The organism is Noviherbaspirillum sp., assembly GCF_035254685.1.
In the GTDB taxonomy this organism is placed as follows: Bacteria; Pseudomonadota; Gammaproteobacteria; order Burkholderiales; family Burkholderiaceae_D; genus Noviherbaspirillum.
Genome location: NZ_DATFAI010000025.1, coordinates 204382 through 226918 on the forward strand (window position 1 = coordinate 204382; position 22537 = coordinate 226918).

Here is a 22537-nt window from a genome sequence, read left to right on the forward strand (position 1 = left end):
CATCGCTCCGGAAACACTCGAACGGCGAGGCTTACCACCGGTGTTCTGTAAGACTGGCACATCAGGTTGCGGTTCAACCGCGCTGTCAGTTTTGCGCCCCTTCACACAGATGAAGCCACGACTCTGAAACGTGGAGTGGCGGGAAGGAGGCGCACTGCGTAAAAAATCAGCAAAATGTTCATGCAAAAACGGCAACTATTTTGAGAATTATCAACACCTTGCGGTATAGTTTCCAACTAGAAAAAACGGCCGCAACAAGAACAAGAAACCGGCGAACAAGGCAGTACCCACCTTTCATCAGCTACCTATGAGAAATCGCCTCTCGCATCTGCTTGCCGGTGTGGTCCTTGCCGCATCGGTGTTTCCCGTTCTGGCAGCGGATCCTCCTGATGACATCGCGCGTTTCGAGATCAAGCGTTTTGACGTCGCCGGCAACACGCTGCTCAGCGCACAGGCCGTCGAGCAGGCGGTAGCGCCGTTCACCGGCAAGGACCGTAACTTCGGGCATGTGCAGATGGCGCTGGAAGCGCTGGAGGCCGAATACCATCGCCTCGGCTACAACGTGGTGCAGGTCGCCTTGCCCGAGCAGGAACTGAACCAGGGCGTGGTCAGGCTGCAGGTGGTGGAGACGAAGGTCGGCACGGTGACGCAGGTTTCATGCATCACTTGATGCACACCGCCCGCACCTGCTTGATATCCGTGATTCCCGACAAAATCTTCTCGATACCATCCATCTTCAGCGTCAGCATGCCGTCTTCCAGCGCCGTGGCCAGCATCATCGCGACGCGGCTGTGTTCCTGAATGAGCTTCTTCAGGCGGTCGGTGCCGAGCATGAGCTCATGCAGGCCGACCCGGCCCTTGTAGCCGTTGCTGCACTGGTCACAGCCGACGGCCTTGTACAGCTTGAACTTGCCCTGGCCGTCGCCATAGTTCCTTGCCCAGTTGCCCAACACCGCCTGCTTTGCAGCCTGCTCGTCCTTGACGAACGCTTCCGTGTTACGCAGCTCTTCACAGTATTCGGCGAGCAGGAGTTGAACCTCTTCTGCTGAAGGCTCGTAGGCCATCTTGCAGTTCGAGCAAAGCCGTTTCGCGAGACGCTGCGCCAGCACGCCGAGCAGGGCATCGGCGAAGTTGAACGGGTCCATGCCCATGTCGAGCAGGCGCACGATCGATTCTGGCGCGCTGTTGGTATGCAGTGTGGCGAACACGAGGTGGCCGGTCAGCGAGGCTTCAATGCCCATCGATACCGTTTCCTTGTCGCGCATTTCGCCGACCATGATTACGTCCGGGTCGGCGCGCAGGAAGGCGCGCATCGCAGTCGCGAAATCGAGGCCGCTCTTGCGGTTGACCTGCACCTGGCGCAGCCCCTTCTGCGTGATTTCCACCGGGTCTTCCGCTGTCCAGATCTTGGTTTCCGGCGTATTCAGGTGATTGAGCACGGAATGCAGCGTGGTCGTCTTCCCCGAGCCGGTCGGACCGCACACGAAGAACAGGCCGTAGGGTTTGCTCACGGCGCCCTTGAGGCGTTGGAGGTTGTGCGGCAGCACGCCGAGCTTGTCCAGCGGAATCGGTTCGCCCGCGGCAAGGATACGCATCACGATGTCCTCGACGCCGCCGGCCGATGGAATGGTGGCCACGCGCAGTTCGATATCGAGCGGCGCAAATTTCTTGAACTTGATCTTGCCGTCCTGCGGCTTGCGTCGCTCCGAGATATCCAGGTCGCACATGATCTTGATGCGCGCCGCAAGCGCATTGCGATAGCTTGCCGGAATCTCGATGTAGGGTTCGAGCGAGCCGTCCTTGCGGAAGCGGATCATGGTCTTTTCCTTGCCGGGGCGCGGTTCGATGTGGATGTCGGACGCATTCTGCCGGTAGGCATCGATGATGATCTTGTTGACCAGCTTGACCAGTTCATTTTCCGCAGCGGCGGACAAGTCGGCTTCGGAGAACTCGGTGCCTTCTTCATCGCCGTCTTCCATGCCGGAGAGCAGTTCACCGACCGATCCCAGTTCGCTTTCCGCACCGTAGAACTGATCGATGGTCTGCCTGAACTCGGCGTTGGTCGTCACGCGGTACGCCAGCTTTGCCTTGGGGAAGATGCTGTTGATGATCTTCGCGTTGCGTACCTGCTCCGGATCGATGGCGAGGATGACCACGCCTTCGGAACCTTCTTCGATCGGCAACCACTGGCTTTGCTCGATGAATTCGCGCTTGAGGTTCTTCAGCAGGTCGGTCGGCTTGACGCGGTCCGCCTTGAAGGGTTCGTACGGTACGCCGAAGAACTTGCCGAGCGCCTGCCCGATGGCAGGCAATTTGACCTGGAATTCATTGACGAGGATGCTTTCGATGTCATCGCTCTTGCGCCGTGCGGAGCGCGCGGCCAGTTCCAGTTCGGCCGCCGACAGCACGGCTTCGGCGATCAGCTGGTCGTATTTCGAGCGGATCATCGCCGGCGGACGCAGGCGTTGGGTATAGGCGATCGCCAGCGTCTTGCCCAGTTCCCGAATGCCTTCCTCCGAGATGCCGGAGAAGGTCGTGCCGTCGCGGTTGTTGATGAGCTGGACCACGCCCAGCAATTCGTTGTTGCGTTCATCAATGACCGGTGCCACCAGCATCTGCTTGGTGCGGTAGCCGGTGCGGCGGTCCACCTCGCGCAGGAAGTGCAGCTCCGGCGAATGCAGTTTCAGTTCGTCGTCGTCGTAGACATCGCGGATGTTGACGACCTTGCGCGTCAGCGCGACGTAACCGGCCACGCTCTGGTCGGAAATCGGCAGCCTGAGCTGGTTGACTGAATTGAGCCCGGTCTTGACCTTCGACACGATGCAGGTCTTGTCCTCCGCCACGGTATAGATGGTGAGACGGTCGGCATTGAACAGGTCGCAGACATCCTGCGACAGATCGAGCATGATCTCGTCGACGTTGCTCGTGGAGTGGATCTTGTTGGTGACGGCCTGAAGCTTCTTGAAAAAGTTCAGGCGGATGTTGACATCGTCCTGGCCGCCATTGCTTTTAGGGGTACCGAGAACAGCACTCATGTCGTCTTGTCCATTCGTCATCAATAGCCATCGTCGGCGCGGTCGTCACGTCACGAATCTGCAGCGCGTGGGCATGCGTGCGCAGGAAATGGCACCAAGCTCCAATGATAATGGATCGCGTTGCAAAAATGTATCACGGCTCCCGGCATAATTTTGGAGGGGTGTTTTGCGGCGACATAAAAGCCGCAATCGACTGGATTCAGTCTACAATCATTCAAAAAAGAAAACGGGGGAGGGCAATGGGAGAACTGTCGTCAACGCGCGCAAGGCCGGATTGCAGAAGGAAGTCCGCCGTCGCTTTTCACACAATGAATGACCCGCTACTAACGGGCGCCGAACAATGAAGTTGCAAGTACTAGGATGCGCAGGCGGGATCGGGGGCCGCGAGCGCCTCACCACGACGCTGCTGGTGGATGACGATGTCCTGCTGGACGCCGGCACGGGACTGACCAGCCTCGACATCGAACAGCTGGTCAGGATCGACCATGTATTCATCACGCATTGCCATCTTGATCACGTCGCGGGGTTGGCGCTGCTGCTGGATGCAGTCCAGGGCAGAAAGGGTGGACCGGTTACAGTCCATGCTACCGAGCGCGTCATCGCCTCACTGAAAAAACACCTGTTCAACTGGGTCCTGTGGCCGGATTTCGCCGTCATTCCGAATCCGGAAAATCCGACGCTGCGTTGGGAGCCGATCGACCCGCACGGCAGCGTGGAAATCAACGGACGGATCATCCACGCCTGCCCGGTCAACCATACCGCCGGCTCGTCGGGCTACTGGATGCACAACACGCATGCAGGTTTCCTGTTCACGGGCGACATGGCGGCCACGCCGGAAGTGTGGACGATGCTGGCGAACGAGAAGCGGCTTGCGAAAGTGATCGTGGATTGTTCTTTTGCCAATGCGGACATGGAGATTGCCCAGCGTTCCCTGCATTTCTGCCCGCGCTCGCTGCTGGCCGACATCAAGTCCGTGCCGCTTTCCGTCGAATTCCTGATCTACCATTTGAAGCCTGGCCACGAAGACCTGATCATGCAGGAGCTGCGCACGGAAGGGGGTGCTCGCGGCTTCACGGCGCTCAAGTGCGGAGACGTATTCGAATTTTGAACGAGCGCTTCATGCGCAGCGAAGGGTGGTGCGCCGTGACGCGGCTGAACAGTGATGACCGAGCCAAACACACCTGACATCGCGCTGAGACTGGAACAGCTGACCGAGCTCAGCGTGGAACTCAGCGCCAATCGTGACACCACGCTGCTGCTGGAGAAGATCCTGCGCACTGCGAAAGGCATGACCCACGCAGATGGCGGCACCCTCTACCGTGTCAGCGCCGACAAGAAAAGCCTGTGCTTCTCGATTTCGCTCAACGACACCCTCGGCATGTACCAGGGCGGCATGAGCGGCAATGAAGTTGCGATTCCCGACATACCGCTGTATTCCGCCACGGGCGCAAAGAACCTCGGCGCGGTGGCCGCCTACGCCGCCAACACCGGCGTGTCCGTGAACATCCAGGATGTCTACAGGGTCGATATCTTCAATTTCTCGGGCATGCGCAAGTTCGACGAGGCCTACCATTACCACTCGCAGTCCTTCCTGACGGTGCCGATGCAGGACCACGAGGGCGAAGTGATCGGCGTGCTGCAATTGATCAATGCGAAGGATCCGCAGACTGGCACGACCCAGCCGTTTTCCGAAACCGACCAGCGCTTCATCGAAGCGCTTGCATCGCAGGCCGCGATCGCGCTCACCAACCAGCAGCTGATCGCCCGTCTGGAAGACCTGTTCGAATCCTTCGTCACCCTGATCAACATCGGCATCGATGAGAAGTCGCCGCACACCGGGCGGCATTGCCATCATGTGCCGCAGCTCACCATGATGCTGGCCGATGCCGCGCACGAGATCGACAGCGGCCCGCTGGCGGGGTTCGAGATGACGAAGAGCGACCGCAAGCAGCTATGGCTGGCCGGCTTGCTGCACGACTGCGGCAAGATCACGACGCCGGTACACGTGGTCGAGAAGGCCACCAAGCTGGAAACCATTTTCGATCGCATCCACATGGTCGACACGCGGTTCGAGGTCGTCAAGCGTGATGCCGAAATCCGCGCGCTGAAGGAAAAGCTCGCCAGCGGCAACGATCCGACACGTCATGTGGAGATCGATCGCACGCTCACCGAGGAACTGGTCCGCATGGACGCCGACAGGGATTTCCTGCGGCGCGCCAACATCGGCGGCGAGGTCATGTCGGAAGACGACCAGAAGCGCGTCGCGCAGATCGCGGCACGCTACCGATGGACGGCGCCGGACGGTTATCCGCGCGACCTGCTCAGCGAGGAAGAAATCGGCAACCTCACGATCCGCGCCGGTACGCTGAACCAGCACGAGCGCGACATCATCAACAACCATATTGTGGTGACCATCCGCATGCTGGAGTCGCTGCCCTGGCCGAAGCACCTGAGCGACGTACCGGAATATGCCGGCGGCCATCATGAGCGGATGGACGGCAAGGGCTATCCGCGTGGCCTGCGCCGTGAGGAGATGTCATGGCAGGCGCGCATGATGGCGATCGCCGATATCTTCGAGGCGCTGACCGCGAAGGACCGGCCCTACAAGAAGGGCAAGACGTTGTCCGAATCGCTGCACATCCTCGGCGGCTTCAAGCTGCGCGACCACATCGACCCCGACCTGTTCGACATCTTCATCCGCAAGAAGGTCTATCTCGACTATGCGAAACGGTTCATGGACCCGGCACAGATCGACGATGTGGATGAAAACGGTATTCCGGGCTACGTACCCTGATCCACGGGAGTGAACTTGCGACGCCACCTGTCCAGATACGGCACCCGCTGGGTGCTTGCATTGCTCTTCACGCTGGCCGCTGCACTGCAGATCCTGCATTTCCTGCCGACCACGCTGGTTGATCGCATCGACGTGTTCATCTACGACATGCGCATGCGGGTGCAGAAGGGTGAACTCGATCCGCGCATCGTGATCGTCGACATCGATGAGAAAAGCATCGCGGAAGTCGGCCGCTGGCCATGGAACCGCGCCACCGTGGCAAACCTGATCGACAAGCTCGACGAGAAATACCACGTCAGGACGGTGGGCTTCGACGTGATCTTTTCCGAGCCTGATACCAGTTCCGGCTACAACACGCTGGAAGCGCTGGCGAACAAGGAACTGAAGGATGTGCCCGGCTTCGGCGATCGGGTGCGCGCGCTCAAGCCAAAGTTCGATTACGACAAACGCATGGCCGCGGCGCTCGACGGCCGGCCGGTCATGCTTGGCTACTTCCTGTCGAATGAACCGACCGCGATCACCAAGGGCCTGCTTCCGTCGCCGGTGTTCACCGTCGATCAGCTCGGCGGGCGCGAGATCGACGCCTCGGTGTACAAGTCCTATACCGGCAACCTCGAGGAATTGCAGCAGGCGGCCAAGGGTGGCGGTTTCATGAACCCGACACCCGACCCGGACGGCGCAATCCGCCGCCTGCCGCTGCTCGCGCAGGTCGATGACGGTTTCTACGAATCGCTCGCACTGGCGACCGCGCGCGTCGGCCTCGGCGCAAGCCGGGTGAAACCGGTGTTCTTCACCTCGGAAGAAACCCATCTCACCGGCGACACGCTGCGCGAATATGGCGCGCTGAAGGCGATCAAGCTCAATACCAAACCGCATACGACGACCATTCCCCTCGAACGCAACCTCACCGCGCTGATCAATTACCGCGGACCGGGCGGTCCGCGCGGCGGCCAGTATCGCTATGTTTCGGCGGTCGATGTGCTCAAGGAGCGCCTGCCGGTGGATGACCTTGCCGATCGCATCATCCTGGTCGGCACCACATCGGCCGGCCTGAAGGACCTGCGCGCTGCGCCTGTCAACATCGACTATCCCGGCGTCGAGATGCATGCCAACATCATTGCCTCGATCCTCGACGGCGACTTCAAGCAGGAACCCGATTTCAGCGTGGGACTGGAACTGGTGGAGGCCGGACTGGTCGGTGTCGCGCTCGGTGTGCTGCTGCCGGTGCTGTCGCCGCTCCTGTCCATCCTCGTCTCGCTGGCGGCGATGGCCGGCGTCATCGGCCTCAACCTCTACATGTACCAGTCATTGAACTGGGTGGTGTCGATCGCGGCGGTGCTGCTGCTGATCGGCAGTCTGTTCGTGTTCAACCTCGCCTGGGGCTACCTGTTCGAGTTCCGCAAGAGCCGCGCGATGGTGAACCTGTTCGGCGAATACGTCGCGCCGGAACTGGTCGCGGAGATGGCAGAGAACCCCGAGAGCTACAACATGGAGGGCGAAAGCCGGGAACTGACCGTGCTGTTCTGCGACGTGCGCGGCTTCACCACGATTTCCGAGGGTCTCACGCCGAATGCGCTGCGTGAGTACATTAACCTGTATCTGACCGCGATGTCCGAGGACATCCGCGGTAATCGCGGTACGCTGGACAAGTACATCGGTGATGCGGTGATGGCATTCTGGGGCGCGCCGGTGGCCTTGCCCGACCATGCCAGCCGCGCCGTCTCGACGGCATTGCAGATGCAGGCCAGCGCGAAGAATCTGAACGAAGACTTCATCGCCCGCGGCTGGCCGCAACTGAAGATCGGCATCGGCCTGAATACCGGCGAGATGCGCGTGGGCGACATGGGTTCGAAGATCCGGCGTGCCTACACTGTGATGGGGGATGCGGTGAACCTGTCTTCGCGGCTGGAGGGCATCACCAAGGTGTATGGGGTAGGCATCACGGTGGGCGAAGCCACGCGCCTCGCTGCACCGCAATTCGCCTACCGCGAACTCGACCGGGTGCGCGTCAAAGGCAAGAACGAACCGGTGCCGATTTTCGAACCGCTATGCCTCGCGTCGGAACTCGACGAATCGACACGAACAGCGCTCGACAAATGGCACAAGGCGCTGGAACTGGTGCGCGCGCAGCAATGGGACCAGGCGGCGCAGCGCTTGCGCGAGCTCCACGAACTGTATCCCGAGGCCGGCTTGTACAAGCTCTACCTGGAACGCATCGACCACTACCGCAAGGATCCGCCGGATGCCGACTGGGATGGCGTGACGACGTTCGAGACGAAGTGAGTTCTGTTGGGTGTCCACGAAAGACACGAAAGACAGGAAAATTTCTTATGTATTTTTTCGTGTTTTTCGTGTCTTTCGTGGACAAGGATTTTTACAGAAACAAGTTGTTTCAACCCTTACCGATGGATACTGGCATTGCATTCCCGTTTGGCTTTAAATGAAGCCGTCATCAACGAGCACTGCCATGAAAACCTCTCGCATTTCCGTTCTCCTCATCGGCGTCACGATTATTGCCGGCTGCGCCAGCCCGGGTTACTACCCGCCGGCGACATCACAGAACTATCCGGCGCCCGTATCGACTTATCCTCAGACCTATCCGTCGTCGCAACCGTATTACCAGTCCTACGGCACGGTGGATTCCATCCAATTGGTGCAGGGGCAGGGCCAAAACGCTACGACCGGTAACATCGGCGTCGGTGCCGTTGTGGGCGGCGTAGTTGGCGGCTTGCTCGGCAACCAAATCGGCGGCGGGCGCGGGCGGAAAGCGGCGACCGTGGCGGGTGTCGTCAGCGGCGCGATGATCGGCAATGAGATCGAGCGCAATTCACCTGGACACGACGCCTACCAGGTCGGTGTGCGTCTCGACAATGGCACGCATCAGACTATCGTCCAGGACAGCGCCGCCGACCTGCAGATCGGCACGCGGGTGAGGGTGGAGAACAATCGCGTGGTTCGCTACTACTGACCTTCATCACGAAGAAATAAAAAAGGCCCGTATCGATGCGAATGCCATACAGTTGGGCTCATTTTTTCTTATGTCGTCCCCGCGAAGGCGGGGACCCAAGCTGAGTCTCTGAAGCTCACTCCCTATGGATCCCCACCTTCGCGGGGATGACATTCTTGCGCGAGCAGGATTTACTGAACCGCATTCCTGCATCGCTGCAGATCTTTTTGCTTGGCGCAACGCGGATCAGTCACCCAGTTCCACCAGCAGGTCCTTGGCGGCGACCACAGCGCCCGGTTTCACATGCAGGTGCTTCACCACCGCATCACGCTCGGCGCGGATCATGGTTTCCATCTTCATCGCTTCGAGGGACACCAGCGGATCGCCCTTCGCCACTTTCTGGCCCGGTTTGACTGCCACTGTCACCACCATGCCCGGCATCGGCGCGCCTACATGGTGCGGGTTGCCATCCTCGGCACGCGGATGCGTCACCAGCTTCAACGCCCCTGCACGATCCACCCGCACCAGGCGCGGCTGGCCGTTGAGTTCAAAGAACAGCTTGCTCTGTCCTTCTTCCTCCAGTTCGGTGCGGCCTTGCAGGCGGATCACCAGCCTCTTGCCCTGGTCGATGTCGACGGAAATCTCCTGGCCTTCCTTCAGACCGTAGAAGAATACCGGCGTGGGCAGCACACTGACATCACCATAATCGCGGCGATGCTCTGCGTAGTCGCGGAAGACCTTCGGATACATCAGGTACGAAGCGAGTTCCTGCTCGCTGATGCTGCGGCCGACGGCTTTCTCGGCATCGGCGCGGGCCTGCGCAAGATCGACTTCCGGCAGGTTCTTGCCGGGGCGGCCTTCCATCGGTTTCGCGCCCTTGAGCACTTTCTTTTCCAGCTCCTTGGGGAAGCCATCCGGCGGGAAACCCAGCTCGCCCTTGAACAGCGAGATCACTGATTCCGGGAAGGCGATTTCCTTGTCCGGATGTTTCACCTCGTTTGGCGTCAGGTCGTTGGCCACCATGAACAGTGCCATGTCGCCGACCACCTTCGAGGTCGGCGTGACCTTCACAATGTCGCCGAACAGCTGGTTCACGTCCGCATAGGCTTGCGCCACTTCGGTCCAGCGATGCTCGATGCCCATGGCGCGGGCCTGCTCGCGCAGGTTGGTGTATTGTCCGCCAGGCATTTCATGGCGGTACACGTCCGAGGTGCCGGAACGCATGTCCGCCTCGAACGGTGCGTACTGGCGACGCACGCCTTCCCAGTATTGCGAGATGGAGAACAGGGATTCCTTGTCGAGCGCCGGATCGCGTTCGGTATGGCGCAGCGCGGCTGCGATCGAACCTAGGTTGGGTTGCGAGGTCAGGCCGCTCATCGCATCCATCGCGCCATCGACCGCATCGCAGCCGGCTTCAATTGCCGCAAGCACGCTCGCCGCCGCTATGCCGCTGGTATCGTGCGTATGGAAATGGATCGGCAGTCCGACTTCTTCCTTCAATGCCTTGATCAGTGCGCGCGCCGCATGCGGCTTGCATACGCCGGCCATGTCCTTGATCGCGAGGATGTTGACGCCCGCCTTCTCCAGTTCCTTCGCCATCTTGACGTAGTACTGCAGCGTGTACTTCGGACGTGCCGGGTCGAACGGATCGCCGGTGTAGCAGATCGCGCCTTCGCACAGTGCGCCCGTGTCACGCACCGCATCGATGGCGACCCGCATGTTCTCCACCCAGTTGAGCGAATCGAACACGCGGAACAGGTCGATGCCGCCCGCCGCCGCCTGCTGCACAAAGTGCTTCACGACATTGTCGGCATAGTTGGTATAGCCGACCGCGTTGGATGCGCGCAGCAGCATCTGGAACAGGATGTTGGGCACTGCTTCGCGCAACTTCGCCAGGCGCTCCCACGGATCTTCCTTGAGGAAGCGCATCGAAACGTCGAAGGTGGCGCCGCCCCAGCATTCCATCGAGAACAGGTTGGGCAGCATGCGTGCGTAATAGGGCGCGACCGCGAGCATGTCGGCGGTGCGCATGCGCGTGGCGAACAGCGACTGGTGCGCGTCGCGCATGGTGGTATCGGTGATCAGCACCTGCGGCTGGTCCTTCATCCACAGCGAGAACTTCTCGGCGCCCAGCTCCCTGAACTTGTCGCGCGAGCCCGGTGTGATCGGTGTGGAACGATGCATGGAGGGCAGTATCGGCGCGGACAGCTCGCCGTCGATACCCTTGCGACCCTTCATCTCCGGATTTCCGTTGACTTCCACATCGCCGATGAAGCGCAGCAGGCGGGTGGCGCGGTCGCGGCGCTTGGAAAACTGGAACAGTTCCGGTGTGGTGTCGATGAAGCGGGTGATGCATTCGCCCGACTTGAACATCGGGTGGTTGATGACGTTCTCGAGAAAGAGCAGGTTGGTCGAGACGCCGCGCACACGGAACTCGCGCAATGCACGGTCCATGCGCGAAATCGCTTCGTCGGAAGTCGGCGCCCACGCGGTGACCTTCACCAGCAGCGAATCGTAGTAGGGCGTGATCACCGCGCCGGAGTAGGCAGTGCCGCCGTCGAGGCGCACGCCGAAGCCGGCCGCGCTGCGGTAGGCGACCAGGCGGCCATAGTCGGGCGTGAAATTGTTTTCCGGGTCTTCGGTGGTGACGCGGCATTGCAGTGCATGGCCGTTCAGGCGGATGTCTTCCTGCAGCGGGATGCCCGCGTCCTGCTCATCCTTGTCGCCGATGCGCGCGCCTTCGGAGACGCGGATCTGCGCCTTCACGATGTCGATGCCTGTCACCTGTTCGGTCACGGTGTGCTCGACCTGGATGCGCGGATTGACTTCGATGAAATAGAACTTGTTGGTGTCGGCATCCATCAGGAATTCGACGGTGCCGGCATGCGTGTAATTCACGGTGCGGCCGAGGCGCAATGCGGCGCCGCACAGTGCTGCGCGGGTTTCATCATCCAGGTACGGCGCAGGCGCGCGCTCGACCACTTTCTGGTTGCGTCGCTGCACCGAGCAGTCGCGCTCGAACAGGTGCACCAGGTTGCCGTGCGTGTCGCCCAGCAGCTGCACTTCCACGTGGCGCGCGCGGCGCACCAGCTTCTCCAGGTACATCTCGTCGTTGCCGAAGGCCGCTGCGGCTTCGCGTCGCGCGACTTCGAGCTGGCCAGGCAGGTCCGCTTCGGATTCGATCACACGCATGCCGCGACCGCCGCCGCCCCAGCTCGCCTTGAGCATCAGGGGATAACCGACTTCTGCCGCAAGTTTCTTCGCCTTCTCGATATCGTGCGGCAGCGCGGAGGTGGCGGGCATGACCGGCACGCCGGCGGCAATCGCCGCATTGCGTGCTGCGACCTTGTTGCCGAGCGTGCGCATGACTTCCGGCTGCGGGCCGATGAAGATGATGCCGTTCTTCGCGCAGGCTTCCGCGAAGTCGGGATTCTCCGACAGGAAGCCATAGCCGGGATGGATGGCATCGACGCCCGCTTCCTTGGCGATGCGGATGATGTCGTCGATGTCGAGATAGGCGGCAATCGGCTTCTTGCCTTCGCCGACCAGATAGCTTTCATCGGCCTTGAAACGATGCAGCGCGAAGCGGTCTTCGGCGGCATAGATCGCGACCGTGCGGATGCCGAGTTCGGCTGCCGCACGCATGACGCGTATTGCGATTTCGGATCGGTTGGCAACGAGGATCTTTTGGATCCGCTGCGCCTGGGTTTGAACGTGAGGTTTCATTGTTTGAAGTTACAGGGATGGGGAAACTGGTGCACCGCGCAAGGATAAAATAAATCTCCGGCGGGGAGGTGAAACTTTTTCATTGTGTGCTTGCCTGCCGCCTGGTCTGTGCGGAAATGGAACGACCGTACGCGAACGGTCGTGCGCATGTTGCGCCAATGTGGGGCAGCGTCTTCCCTGCACATGGAGGGCGGCTGCGGAGGCGGAACCATTCGCATTTCCTGTGCCTCCAATGCAATACCTTTAATAAACCATGAGGGCATTGATGTCCGTGCCGCACCGGCTGCCCGCATGGCGCGACGGTGTTTCACGAATCTGATTCGCCGGCTGTTGCAGCGGTGTCCGGGCCGTGTTGCACGGAAGAATGCTTCTGCAAGGAAACTGGCGTTGCCAGCCGTCAGACCATGAACAACACCCTGACGTCCGCTCAACTGAACGGCATTCTGAGCATTGCCGATGATGCGATCATTTGCGTCGACGGCATGCACCGCATCATCCTGTTCAACCAGGGCGCGGAACGTACTTTCGGCTGGAAGGCGGCGGAGGTGCACGGCAAGGAACTCAACCTGCTGCTGCCTCCGCGTTACCATGGCGAGCACGGCAGGCATATCGAACGCTTCGACCGTTCCGGCCAGAGCGCGCGCAAGATGGCTGAGCGGCAAGCCATCTATGCGGTACGAAAGGACGGTAGCGAATTTCCCGCGGAAGCATCGATCTCGAAACTTGAAGCGGAGAGCGGCATGATCTACACGGTCATCCTGCGCGACATCTCCAGACGCATGGCCTATGAGCGGGAACTGAAAGCAGCGAAGGAAAGGGCGGAGGCGGCGATGCAGGCCAAGAGCATGTTCCTCGCCAACATGAGCCACGAAATCCGAACGCCGCTGAACGCCGTCATCGGCATGACGAGCCTCTTGCTCAACACGCATATCGATGACGAACAGCGTGACTACGCCGAAACGATACGCGCCAGCAGTGAAGTGCTGCTCACCATCATCAACGACATCCTGGATTACTCGAAGATAGAAATCGGCAGGCTGGAAATCGAACGCCAGCCCTTCGACCTGCGGCGCTGTATCGAGGAGTCGCTCGACCTGATCTCGCCGGAGGCCAGCGAGAAGAACATCAACCTTGCCTATTTCATCGATGAGAGCGTACCGGCCGCGCTGGTCAGCGATGTCACGCGCCTGCGCCAGATCCTCGTCAACCTGCTGTCGAACTCGATCAAGTTCACGCATCGCGGCGAGGTGGTGGTGTCGGTATCCGCCGTGCCCTTTGGCGACGCCAGTCATGAAGTGCTGTTCTCGGTGAAGGACACCGGCATCGGCATCCCGCAGGAGCGGCAGGGCGAGCTGTTCCAGGCGTTCACCCAGGTCGACGCATCGACCACGCGCAAGTACGGCGGCACCGGCCTCGGCCTCGCGATCAGCAAGCGGCTCACGGAAATCATGGGCGGCAGGATGTGGGTCGAGAGCGAGGTCGGCGCCGGCTCGATCTTTTCCTTCACCGTCGTGGCCGAAGCCTCGGGATCGCAACTCGCGCAGAGCTTCCTGCAGGAGCGGTCTTCCGCGCTGGCCGGCAAACATGTGCTGATCGTCGACGACAACAGCACCAACCGGCGCATCCTGGTCAAACAGGCGCTGCTGTGGGGCATGGTGCCGTCCGCTGCGGCTTCCGCCATCGAGGCGCTCGACCTGGTACGCCACGGGCATGCATTCGATGTCGCGATCCTCGACATGAGCATGCCGGAAATGGATGGCCTCAGCCTCGCGACGGAGATTCGCAAGTACCGTGATGAAAAGGCGCTGCCGCTGATCATGCTGACATCGGTCGCGCACCGGCCGCGCAACGTGATGACAAGCGAGGTGAAATTTTCCGCCTATTTGAACAAGCCGATCAAGCCGACTGCCTTGTTCGACGCGCTGCTGCATTCCATGCAGATCGCGCCCTTGAACGCGCCGATGCGACGTGTCGCCGCGCCCTCTGAAAAACTGGCAGACACGCTGCCGGTCAAGATCCTGGTGGCGGAGGACAATACCGTCAACCAGAAAGTGGTGCAGCAGTTGCTGGCGCATCTCGGCTATCGCGCCGATGTGGTCGCCAATGGCATAGAGGTGCTCGATGCGCTGGAGCGGCAGAATTACGACGTGGTGCTGATGGACGTGCAGATGCCGGAAATGGATGGGCTGGAGGCGACGCGCCGCCTGCGCGCGCGGTACGGCGCGGGCGTGCCGCCGCGCGTGATTGCCATGACGGCGAATGCGATGCCCGGCGATCGCGACAAATGCCTCGCTGCCGGCATGGACTCGTATGTGCCCAAGCCGGTAGAGCTGGAGGATGTGCGCGCGGTGCTGATTGCGGTGTCGTCCCCGGTTGAAGAGGAAATCACCCACGAGGATGCGGAGGTGATCGACCGTCGCCGCATCGGTCAGCTGATGGAACTGCAGGACGAAAACAATCCGACACTGGTGTCGGACATCGTCGAACTCTTCATCGCCGATTCGCCGAAACACCTGCAGCACATTGCGGAGGCGATTGCTGCAGGTGATCCGGCAGCGCTGGAATCGGCTGCGCATCGTTTTCTGTCCAGCATCGAAAACCTCGGCGCGGGGCGCATGCGCAGGCATTGCATGGAACTCGAGCAGCGCGGCAGGGACGGCGTGCCGGACGGTGCGGCGGGGCTGCTCGCGGCACTCCAGCGCGAATTCGAGATCGCGCGCCAGCACCTGCGCGGCATCGTTGCGGCGCCCTGACCGGCCTGCGCCGGCATCTGCCGTGCTCACACTGAGGTGCTCACGCTGATGCGCGTGCCGACGGTGAGCGTTGCCTGAACCGTTCGATGACTTCGAACAGCGCCATGCCGGCAAGCATTGCGATCACGAACAGCATGCCCTTGGGTGCGCCCGCGCCGATGAGCACCAGCGCCGGCCCCGGGCAGATGCCGGACAATCCCCAGCCGATCCCGAACAGCAGGTTGCCGCCGACGAGGCGCAGATCGACCTGGCCGATGTTCGGCAGTTGCATCGGCAGGTTGAGCAGCGAGAGCGAACGGCGATTGGCAAGGGCGAATCCGGCCAGTCCGACGATGACAGCGCCGCCCATCACGAGCGCAAGCGACGGGTCCCATTTGCCGGCGAGATCAAGGAATCCCAGCACCTTGGCCGGATTTGCCATGCCCGCGACGATGAGCCCGAGGCCGAATATCAGCCCGGCCAGGAAGGCAAAGAGGATATTCACGCCACTATCCTCCCACCAGGTGGCGCACGACATATACCGTTGCGAACCCGGCAAGCATGAAGCAGAGTGTGGCGACCAGCGAGCGCGGCGACAGGCGCGACAATCCGCATACGCCATGGCCACTCGTGCAGCCGGAGCCGTACTGTGTGCCGATCCCCACCAGCAGGCCGGCCAGCGCCAGCCCAGCCGACCCGGTTTCAAACCGGATCTCCGGCAGCGCGGCAAATACCTGGTAAAGCAGGGGTGCGGCAATCAGGCCGGCGATGAATGCCAGGCGCCACATCGTATCGCCTTCGCGCGGCCGCATCAGGCCGCCAACGATGCCGCTGACACCAGCAACCTGGCCGTTGAACAGCGCGAACAACACCACGGCGAGGCCGATCAGCACGCCGCCGGTCAAGGCCGGCAGGGCCGTGAAATGATTCCAGTCAATGAACATGAAGACTTCCTATGCTTGCGGGCAGTACAGATCGTAAAGTGTACTGAGCAGTGCCAACACCTTGGGATCGGTGACGGAATAAAAGATGCGCTTGCCGTCGCGTCGCGTGTTGACCAGGTTTTCCGAGCGCAACACGCCGAGCTGTTGCGACAGCGTCGGCTGGTGGATATCGAGTATTTCCTCCAGTTCGCCAACGGATTTTTCTCCCTGGCTCAACTGGCAAAGCAATAACAGGCGATCCTCATTGGCAAGCACGCGAAGTGCAGTCGTCGCTTCAGCTGCGGCAACGCGCATGCTTGCAATGTCGATCAGGGTTGCAGCATTTCCCATGAATTCTCCAGAATCTCCTTGACCGTATTTTACTGATCGATAATATATTAATCAATATAATGTTATGGGAGCTGCAGATGGAACCGCGCATCGAAGCCTTTTACGATACCGTCACCGGGACAGTGAGCTATGTCGTGTACGACCGCCCCGGCGGTCGCGCAGCCATCATCGACCCGGTCCTTGACTACGACGCCAAGGCAGGGCGCACCAGGACAAGGAACGCCGACCGGCTGATCCAGTTCGTGTTCGCGCATTCGCTGAACGTCGACTGGATCCTGGAAACCCATGCCCACGCCGACCACTTGTCCGCTGCGCAATACCTGAAGCGCCACCTCGATGGCAAAATCGCCATCGGCGAGCGCATCCGCCAGGTGCAAGGTGTGTTCAAGAACCTGTTCAATCTCGGCGACGACTTCCGCGAGGACGGCTCGCAATTCGATCATCTGTTCGCCGAAAACGAAACCTTCCAGATCGGCGCCCTTGAGGCACACGCACTATTCGTGCCCGGCCACACGCCGGCCGACATGGCTTACCGTCTCGGCAGCGTGGTATTCGTCGGCGACACGCTTTTCATGCCGGACGTCGGCACCGCGCGCTGCGATTTCCCCGGCGGCGATGCGCAGACCCTGTACCGCTCGATCCGTGAGCTGCTTTCCCTGCCCGCCGACACGCGGCTCTTCATGTGCCACGACTATCCGCCGGAAGGCCGTGGCCCTGAATGGGAAACCACCGTCGCTGCAGAACGCGAGCGCAACATCCATGTCCATGACGGCGTTACCGAAGAGCAGTTCGTCGCGATGCGGCAGAAACGCGATGCCGGCCTCGAGATGCCGAACCTGATCCTGCCTTCGATCCAGGTCAACATCCGCGCAGGCAACATGCCGCCGCCGGAGGGAAACGGCGTGAGCTACCTGAAGATTCCGCTCAACGCACTCTGAGGATTCGCGAAGACTTGTCCTTGGACACCGGGATGCGAGGTCTTGTTCATTGCTCAAGGGCTTGCATGCGAGGCGATGCCGTTTCCGTCCGGTCATGCGTGCGCATGGATGCTTGGGCCACGTTGCAATTCCTGCCGAATCTCCAGCGCAACCTGCCATCGCTTTTCCTTTGTCACGAAACGGCCCACCTCCACCCGGACGCCTTTGGCTTCGAGGCCGATCAGGTCATGTGAGGGATCGGGCGGCGCTACGCGTGTCCACTGCGGATCGAGGCGAACCTGCACGATATGCCCGGCCTGGATCTGTTCCACCAGCAGGCAGTCACCGGCCAGCGCTATGTGTTCATGGTCCGTGGCGTGACGCGCATACTGGATGAACGCCATCACCAGCGCGAGCGCTTCCAGCAGGGCGAAGGCGAGCACATACCATGCGCCGTGCAGGACAAACCAGGCGGAAACCAGCAGTGAAGCGACACAGGGCACGGCGAACGCCACTGCCAGCTGCCACGGGGACAGCGAGCAGTTGCGCTTCAGCAGCCATTCATGCGCCTGCATGTCGTCCCTCCGCGCATGCCTGTCATTTCACCAGCGGCGGCACTTCAAAGGTATGGAACGGTGCCGGGCTTGGCACAGTCCATTCCAAACCTTGCGCTTCTTCCCAGGGTGAGGCTTCCGCCGGTTTGCCGCCGCGAATGGTCGGGATCACGACGAAGAAGACGAAGTACACCTGCGTCAGGCCGAACAGGAAGGCGCCGATGGATGTCAGCATATTGAAGTCGGTGAATTGCGCCGGGTAGTCGGCATAGCGACGCGGCATGCCGGCCAGGCCGAGGAAGTGCATCGGGAAGAAGCTCACGTTGACCCAGATCAGCGAGTTCCAGAAATGGAACTTGCCGCGCCATTCGTTGTACATGTGGCCGGTCCATTTCGGTGACCAGTAATAGAACGCGCCGAACAGCGCGAACAGCGAGCCGGCCACCAGCACGTAGTGGAAGTGCCCGACCACGTAATAGGTGTCCTGCATCTGGATGTCGATCGGCGCCACGGCCAGGATCAAGCCGGAGAAACCACCGATGGTGAACACGAAGATGAAGCCCACGGCGAACAGCATGGGCGTCTCGAAACTGAGCGATCCTTTCCACATCGTCGCCACCCAGTTGAACACCTTCACGCCAGTCGGTACCGAGATCAGCATGGTCGCGTACATGAAAAACAGCTGGCCGGTGACTGGCATGCCGGTGGTGAACATGTGGTGCGCCCAGACGATGAACGACAGGATCGCGATCGACGCGATGGCATAGACCATCGAGGCATAGCCGAACAGCTGCTTGCGCGCAAAGGTGGGAATGATCTGCGAGATGATGCCGAAGGCCGGCAGGATCATGACGTAGACCTCGGGGTGGCCAAAGAACCAGAACACGTGCTGGTACATCACGGGGTCGCCGCCGCCTGCCGCGTTGAAGAACGAGGTGCCGAAGTGGCGGTCGGTCAGCATCATCGTGACCGCGCCGGCCAGCACGGGCATGATGCCGATCAGCAGGTAGGCGGTGATTAGCCAGGACCAGCAGAACATCGGCAGCTTCATCAGCGTCATGCCGGGGGCGCGCATGTTGAGGATAGTGGTGATGATGTTGATCGCACCCATGATCGACGAGGCGCCCATGATGTGCACCGCGAAAATGGTCATGTCCATGCTGATGCCCATCTGGATCGACAGCGGCGGATACATGGTCCATCCCGCCGCGGCTGCGCCGCCGGCAACGAAGAAGGACGATGCCATCAGGATGGCGGCGGGCGGCAGCAGCCAGAACGAGAAGTTGTTCATGCGCGCGAAGGCCATGTCGGATGCGCCGATCTGCAGCGGGATCATCCAGTTCGCGAAGCCGACGAAGGCGGGCATGATGGCACCGAAGATCATGATCAGCCCGTGCATCGTCACCAGCTGGTTATAGACCTCGGGCCGGAAGATCTGCAGCCCGGGCTGGAACAGCTCGGCGCGGATCAGCATGGCAAGGACACCGCCGAACAGGAACATGACGATCGAGAACCACAGGTACAGCGTGCCGATATCCTTGTGGTTGGTGGCAAACAGCCAGCGCTGCCAGCCGTGCGGGTGGTCATGTGCTGCGTGGTCATGTGCGCCATCGTGCGCATGATCGGCGGTGGTCGTGACGGCCATGTGGGGCCTCCGGATGAATAGCCGCGACGGTGCTTGCCCATGCACCGTGTGCAGGCGGAAGTGGATAAAGGTCGCAGGAATGCGTCGCACATCCCGGCTGGACAAGGTATGACCATGTCCAGCGGATCGGATCGCGAGAGCGCGCTGACAGGTTCTGATCCTGATCAAACCATGGTCGGCTTTCCCTGCCTGCAGGACAGAGCAAATGCTCTGCGGGAACCTCACCGTCGTCGCGTTTTCCGGATTTTCGCTATGATGCTTCCCTTATGCTTCCCTTGGCATCGCCACTCGTTGCGGTGCCGGACATCACAACAACGCCACGCCATGCATTCAAGACTGACGCCATCCACCGCACTCCTGCTCACCATTCCGCCCCTGCTCTGGGCAGGCAACGCCGTTGTCGGCCGCATGGTGCACGCCTGGGTGCCGCCGATGACGCTCAATTTCTTGCGCTGGGCTATCGCGCTGGTGATCCTGCTGCCTTATGGCGGCTTCATCTTCCGCAAGGGCAGTGGCCTGTGGACGTCCTGGCGCCGCTTCGCCGTGCTCGGGCTGGTCGGTGTTGGTCTCTACAACTCGCTGCAATACCTGGCGCTGCAGAGTTCGACGCCGATCAACGTGACGCTCGTTGGCGCGAGCATGCCGGTGTGGATGCTGCTGATCGGAACGCTGTTCTTCCACGCCACGGTAAGAGGCAGGCAGATCGTCGGCGCAGTGCTCTCGATTGCCGGCGTGCTGGTCGTGCTGAGCCGCGGCGAGTGGCATCAGCTGATGGCGATGCGGCTGGTCCCGGGAGATGTCTTCATGATCCTCGCCACCATTTCCTGGTCTTTCTACAGTTGGATGTTGATCCAGCCGAAAGACCCCAAGGAAATTCGCAGCAACTGGGCGGCATTCCTTCTTGCACAGATCGTCTACGGGCTGATCTGGTCGTTCCTGTTTGTCGCCGGAGAATGGTCGGTGGGCGATGCGCACATTGCCTGGAGCTGGGCGCTGGTGGCGGCGCTGCTCTTCATCGCCATCGGGCCCGCGGTGATCGCCTACCGTTGCTGGGGCACCGGCGTGCAGCGCGCAGGCCCAGGCATTGCGAGCTTCTTCAACAATCTCACGCCACTGTTCGCCGCCATCATGTCCTCGGCTTTCCTTGGCGAACCGCCACATCTTTTCCATGCAGCGGCGTTTGTGCTGATCGTCGGCGGCATTATCTTTTCTTCTCGCCGATGACAAAACCCATGTGCACGTCGCGGGATTGCTGCTCGAATTGACGCAGATCATGCGGGCCTACGCACTGCATTTCCCTTTGTGCAAGCTACAGCAAGTTACAGGCGGCTTCCGGTAGAATCGATAGAGCCTGTTCGACACCTTTTTGGCAGGTGCGCAACCCCGATAACCGGCCATCTACGTTGTTGCAACTCCTTGCCGTGGAACCGCCACCGCGCGTCGTTGCGCCTAGTATCTGGCCGGTTCTCGAGGCTGCACACCTGCCAAAAAGATATCAAACAGGCTCTCATGGTCAGCTTGCATTCAAGCATAGGCGGCCGGTTTTTATTCCTATTTTTTCCGGAGGTGAGCGTGCCAGGTTTACTCCCCAACGTCGATCGCGACGGACTTCTCGAATTTTCGGTCGTATTCACCGATCGCGCACTCAACCACATGTCTCAACTCTTTCAAGGCGTGATGCGCGACATTTCCGCGACCTTGAAACAAGTCTACAAGGCCAGGTCGGCCATCGTTGTGCCCGGCAGCGGTACCTTTGGCATGGAAGCCGTCGCCCGCCAGTTCGCGACCGGCAAGAAATGCATGGTGATCCGCAACGGCTGGTTCAGCTATCGCTGGACACAGATCTTCGACATGGGCAGCATCCCCGCATCATCCACCGTACTCAAGGCGCGTCCGGTCGAGGCCGGGCGGCAAGCGGCCTTTGCGCCCGCGCCCATCGAGGAAGTCGTTGCCGCCATCAGGGAAACCAGACCGGACCTCGTCTTCGCTCCGCATGTGGAGACCGCTTCCGGCATGATCCTGCCGGACAGTTACCTGCGCGCCGTGGCCGATGCGGTGCATTCCGTCGGTGGCATGTTCGTGCTCGATTGCATCGCCTCGGGCGCGATCTGGGTCGACATGGAAGCCAACGGTATCGACATCCTGATCAGCGCACCGCAAAAAGGCTGGAGCTCGTCACCATGCTGCGCGCTGGTGATGCTGAGCCCGCTTGCCCGCGAGCGCATCGATTCGACCACCAGCACCAGCTTCGCTGCCGATCTGCGCAAGTGGCTGCAGATGATGGAAGCCTACGAGAATGGCGGCTTCGCCTACCATGCGACCATGCCGACCGACGCGCTGGCAAAGCTGCACGACACGATGAAGGAAATGCAGGCCTACGGCTTCGACAAGATCCGCGACGAGCAGCAGGAACTCGGCAATCGCGTACGCGCGCTGCTCGCGAGCAGGGGAATCAAGAGCGTCGCCGCAAAGGGTTTCGAAGCCCCGGGTGTGGTGGTGAGCTACACCGACGATGATGGAATTCGCACCGGCTCGAAGTTCGCCGATGTCGGATTGCAGATCGCTGCAGGTGTGCCGCTGCAATGCGACGAGCCAGCCGACTTCAAGACGTTCCGCATGGGCTTGTTCGGGCTGGACAAGCTGCACAACATCGATCGCACGGTTGATCACATCGCGAAGGCGCTCGATCGCGTTTTGTAAGCAAGCTGGAAGGGCCTGGAAATTCCCTCCCCCTTGCAGGGGGAGGGCTAGGGTGGGGGTAGTGAGGTTGAACACTGGACTGCGCCAGCCTAACCAGTCTACCCCTCGCCGGGCGCCCCCATCCCAGCCTTCTCCCTGCAAGGGGGAAGAGGCTGCATGTCACGCACTTTGCGCGAACGTGAAAGCTTCGGCTGATTTGCGGGGGAATGCGGG

At 60.9% G+C, this 22537-nt stretch carries 16 protein-coding genes; 9 read left to right on the forward strand and 7 right to left on the reverse strand.

The window, feature by feature from the left end; translation table 11 throughout:
* Window positions 1-307: 307 nt before the first annotated feature.
* The gene (locus VJ698_RS12835) at window positions 308-670 is read left to right on the forward strand and encodes a POTRA domain-containing protein (RefSeq protein WP_324103160.1); all 363 of its coding nucleotides are present in this window, start codon (window positions 308-310) and stop codon (window positions 668-670) included.
* On the opposite strand, the gene VJ698_RS12840 is transcribed toward VJ698_RS12835, so the two are convergent.
* Entirely contained in the window at window positions 663-3035 is a 2373-nt protein-coding gene (locus VJ698_RS12840; RefSeq protein ID WP_324103161.1) for a GspE/PulE family protein, read from the reverse strand. The genes VJ698_RS12835 and VJ698_RS12840 overlap by 8 nt on opposite strands.
* A 340-nt stretch (window positions 3036-3375) precedes the next feature.
* On the opposite strand from VJ698_RS12840, the gene VJ698_RS12845 reads away from it, so the two are divergent.
* The 4 genes from VJ698_RS12845 to VJ698_RS12860 all read left to right on the forward strand — a co-directional run bounded on the left by VJ698_RS12845 (window position 3376) and on the right by VJ698_RS12860 (window position 8797).
* Entirely contained in the window at window positions 3376-4143 is a 768-nt protein-coding gene (locus tag VJ698_RS12845; RefSeq protein WP_324103162.1) for a 3',5'-cyclic-nucleotide phosphodiesterase, read from the forward strand.
* Window positions 4144-4197: 54 nt separating this feature from the next.
* Window positions 4198-5829: an HD domain-containing phosphohydrolase gene (locus VJ698_RS12850; RefSeq protein WP_324103163.1), complete on the forward strand. Its 1632-nt coding sequence runs from the start codon at window positions 4198-4200 to the stop codon at window positions 5827-5829.
* Between the two features lie 9 nt (window positions 5830-5838).
* Complete coding sequence (locus VJ698_RS12855) at window positions 5839-8112, forward strand: adenylate/guanylate cyclase domain-containing protein (protein ID WP_324103164.1); 2274 nt, start codon at window positions 5839-5841, stop codon at window positions 8110-8112.
* 184 nt (window positions 8113-8296) lie between these two features.
* Window positions 8297-8797, forward strand: coding sequence for a glycine zipper 2TM domain-containing protein (locus VJ698_RS12860; RefSeq protein ID WP_324103165.1), 501 nt, complete (start codon window positions 8297-8299; stop codon window positions 8795-8797).
* 225 nt (window positions 8798-9022) lie between these two features.
* Here VJ698_RS12860 and VJ698_RS12865 read toward each other — a convergent pair whose 3' ends face one another.
* Window positions 9023-12502 carry a pyruvate carboxylase gene (locus VJ698_RS12865; RefSeq protein ID WP_324103166.1) on the reverse strand — a complete coding sequence of 1160 codons (3480 nt, stop codon included), beginning with the start codon at window positions 12500-12502 and terminating at the stop codon, window positions 9023-9025.
* Between the two features lie 404 nt (window positions 12503-12906).
* Here VJ698_RS12865 and VJ698_RS12870 point away from each other — a divergent pair, with 404 nt between their 5' ends.
* A complete protein-coding gene (locus VJ698_RS12870; protein WP_324103167.1) occupies window positions 12907-15255 on the forward strand; it encodes a response regulator in 2349 nt (782 codons plus the stop codon).
* 40 nt (window positions 15256-15295) lie between these two features.
* Here the strand turns inward: VJ698_RS12870 and VJ698_RS12875 are convergent, their stop codons facing one another.
* From VJ698_RS12875 to VJ698_RS12885, 3 genes are read right to left on the reverse strand one after another with little or no spacing between them, the layout of a single operon-like run.
* Window positions 15296-15739 (reverse strand): DUF6691 family protein, encoded by a 444-nt coding sequence (locus VJ698_RS12875; RefSeq protein ID WP_324103168.1) that lies wholly within the window; start codon window positions 15737-15739, stop codon window positions 15296-15298.
* 4 nt (window positions 15740-15743) lie between these two features.
* Window positions 15744-16178 (reverse strand): YeeE/YedE family protein, encoded by a 435-nt coding sequence (locus VJ698_RS12880; protein WP_324103169.1) that lies wholly within the window; start codon window positions 16176-16178, stop codon window positions 15744-15746.
* Window positions 16179-16187: 9 nt separating this feature from the next.
* Window positions 16188-16508, reverse strand: coding sequence for a metalloregulator ArsR/SmtB family transcription factor (locus VJ698_RS12885; protein WP_324103170.1), 321 nt, complete (start codon window positions 16506-16508; stop codon window positions 16188-16190).
* Window positions 16509-16585: 77 nt separating this feature from the next.
* Here VJ698_RS12885 and VJ698_RS12890 point away from each other — a divergent pair, with 77 nt between their 5' ends.
* Window positions 16586-17446, forward strand: coding sequence for an MBL fold metallo-hydrolase (locus tag VJ698_RS12890; RefSeq protein WP_324103171.1), 861 nt, complete (start codon window positions 16586-16588; stop codon window positions 17444-17446).
* Between the two features lie 92 nt (window positions 17447-17538).
* On the opposite strand, the gene VJ698_RS12895 is transcribed toward VJ698_RS12890, so the two are convergent.
* Both VJ698_RS12895 and ctaD read right to left on the reverse strand, forming a co-directional pair.
* Window positions 17539-18000 (reverse strand): DUF2244 domain-containing protein, encoded by a 462-nt coding sequence (locus tag VJ698_RS12895; RefSeq protein WP_324103172.1) that lies wholly within the window; start codon window positions 17998-18000, stop codon window positions 17539-17541.
* 22 nt (window positions 18001-18022) lie between these two features.
* Window positions 18023-19624 carry a cytochrome c oxidase subunit I gene (gene ctaD, locus VJ698_RS12900; protein WP_324103173.1) on the reverse strand — a complete coding sequence of 534 codons (1602 nt, stop codon included), beginning with the start codon at window positions 19622-19624 and terminating at the stop codon, window positions 18023-18025.
* A gap of 324 nt (window positions 19625-19948) precedes the next feature.
* Here ctaD and VJ698_RS12905 point away from each other — a divergent pair, with 324 nt between their 5' ends.
* Window positions 19949-20848 carry a DMT family transporter gene (locus tag VJ698_RS12905; RefSeq protein ID WP_324103174.1) on the forward strand — a complete coding sequence of 300 codons (900 nt, stop codon included), beginning with the start codon at window positions 19949-19951 and terminating at the stop codon, window positions 20846-20848.
* 348 nt (window positions 20849-21196) lie between these two features.
* Window positions 21197-22324 carry an aminotransferase class V-fold PLP-dependent enzyme gene (locus tag VJ698_RS12910; RefSeq protein ID WP_324103175.1) on the forward strand — a complete coding sequence of 376 codons (1128 nt, stop codon included), beginning with the start codon at window positions 21197-21199 and terminating at the stop codon, window positions 22322-22324.
* Window positions 22325-22537 lie beyond the last annotated feature (213 nt).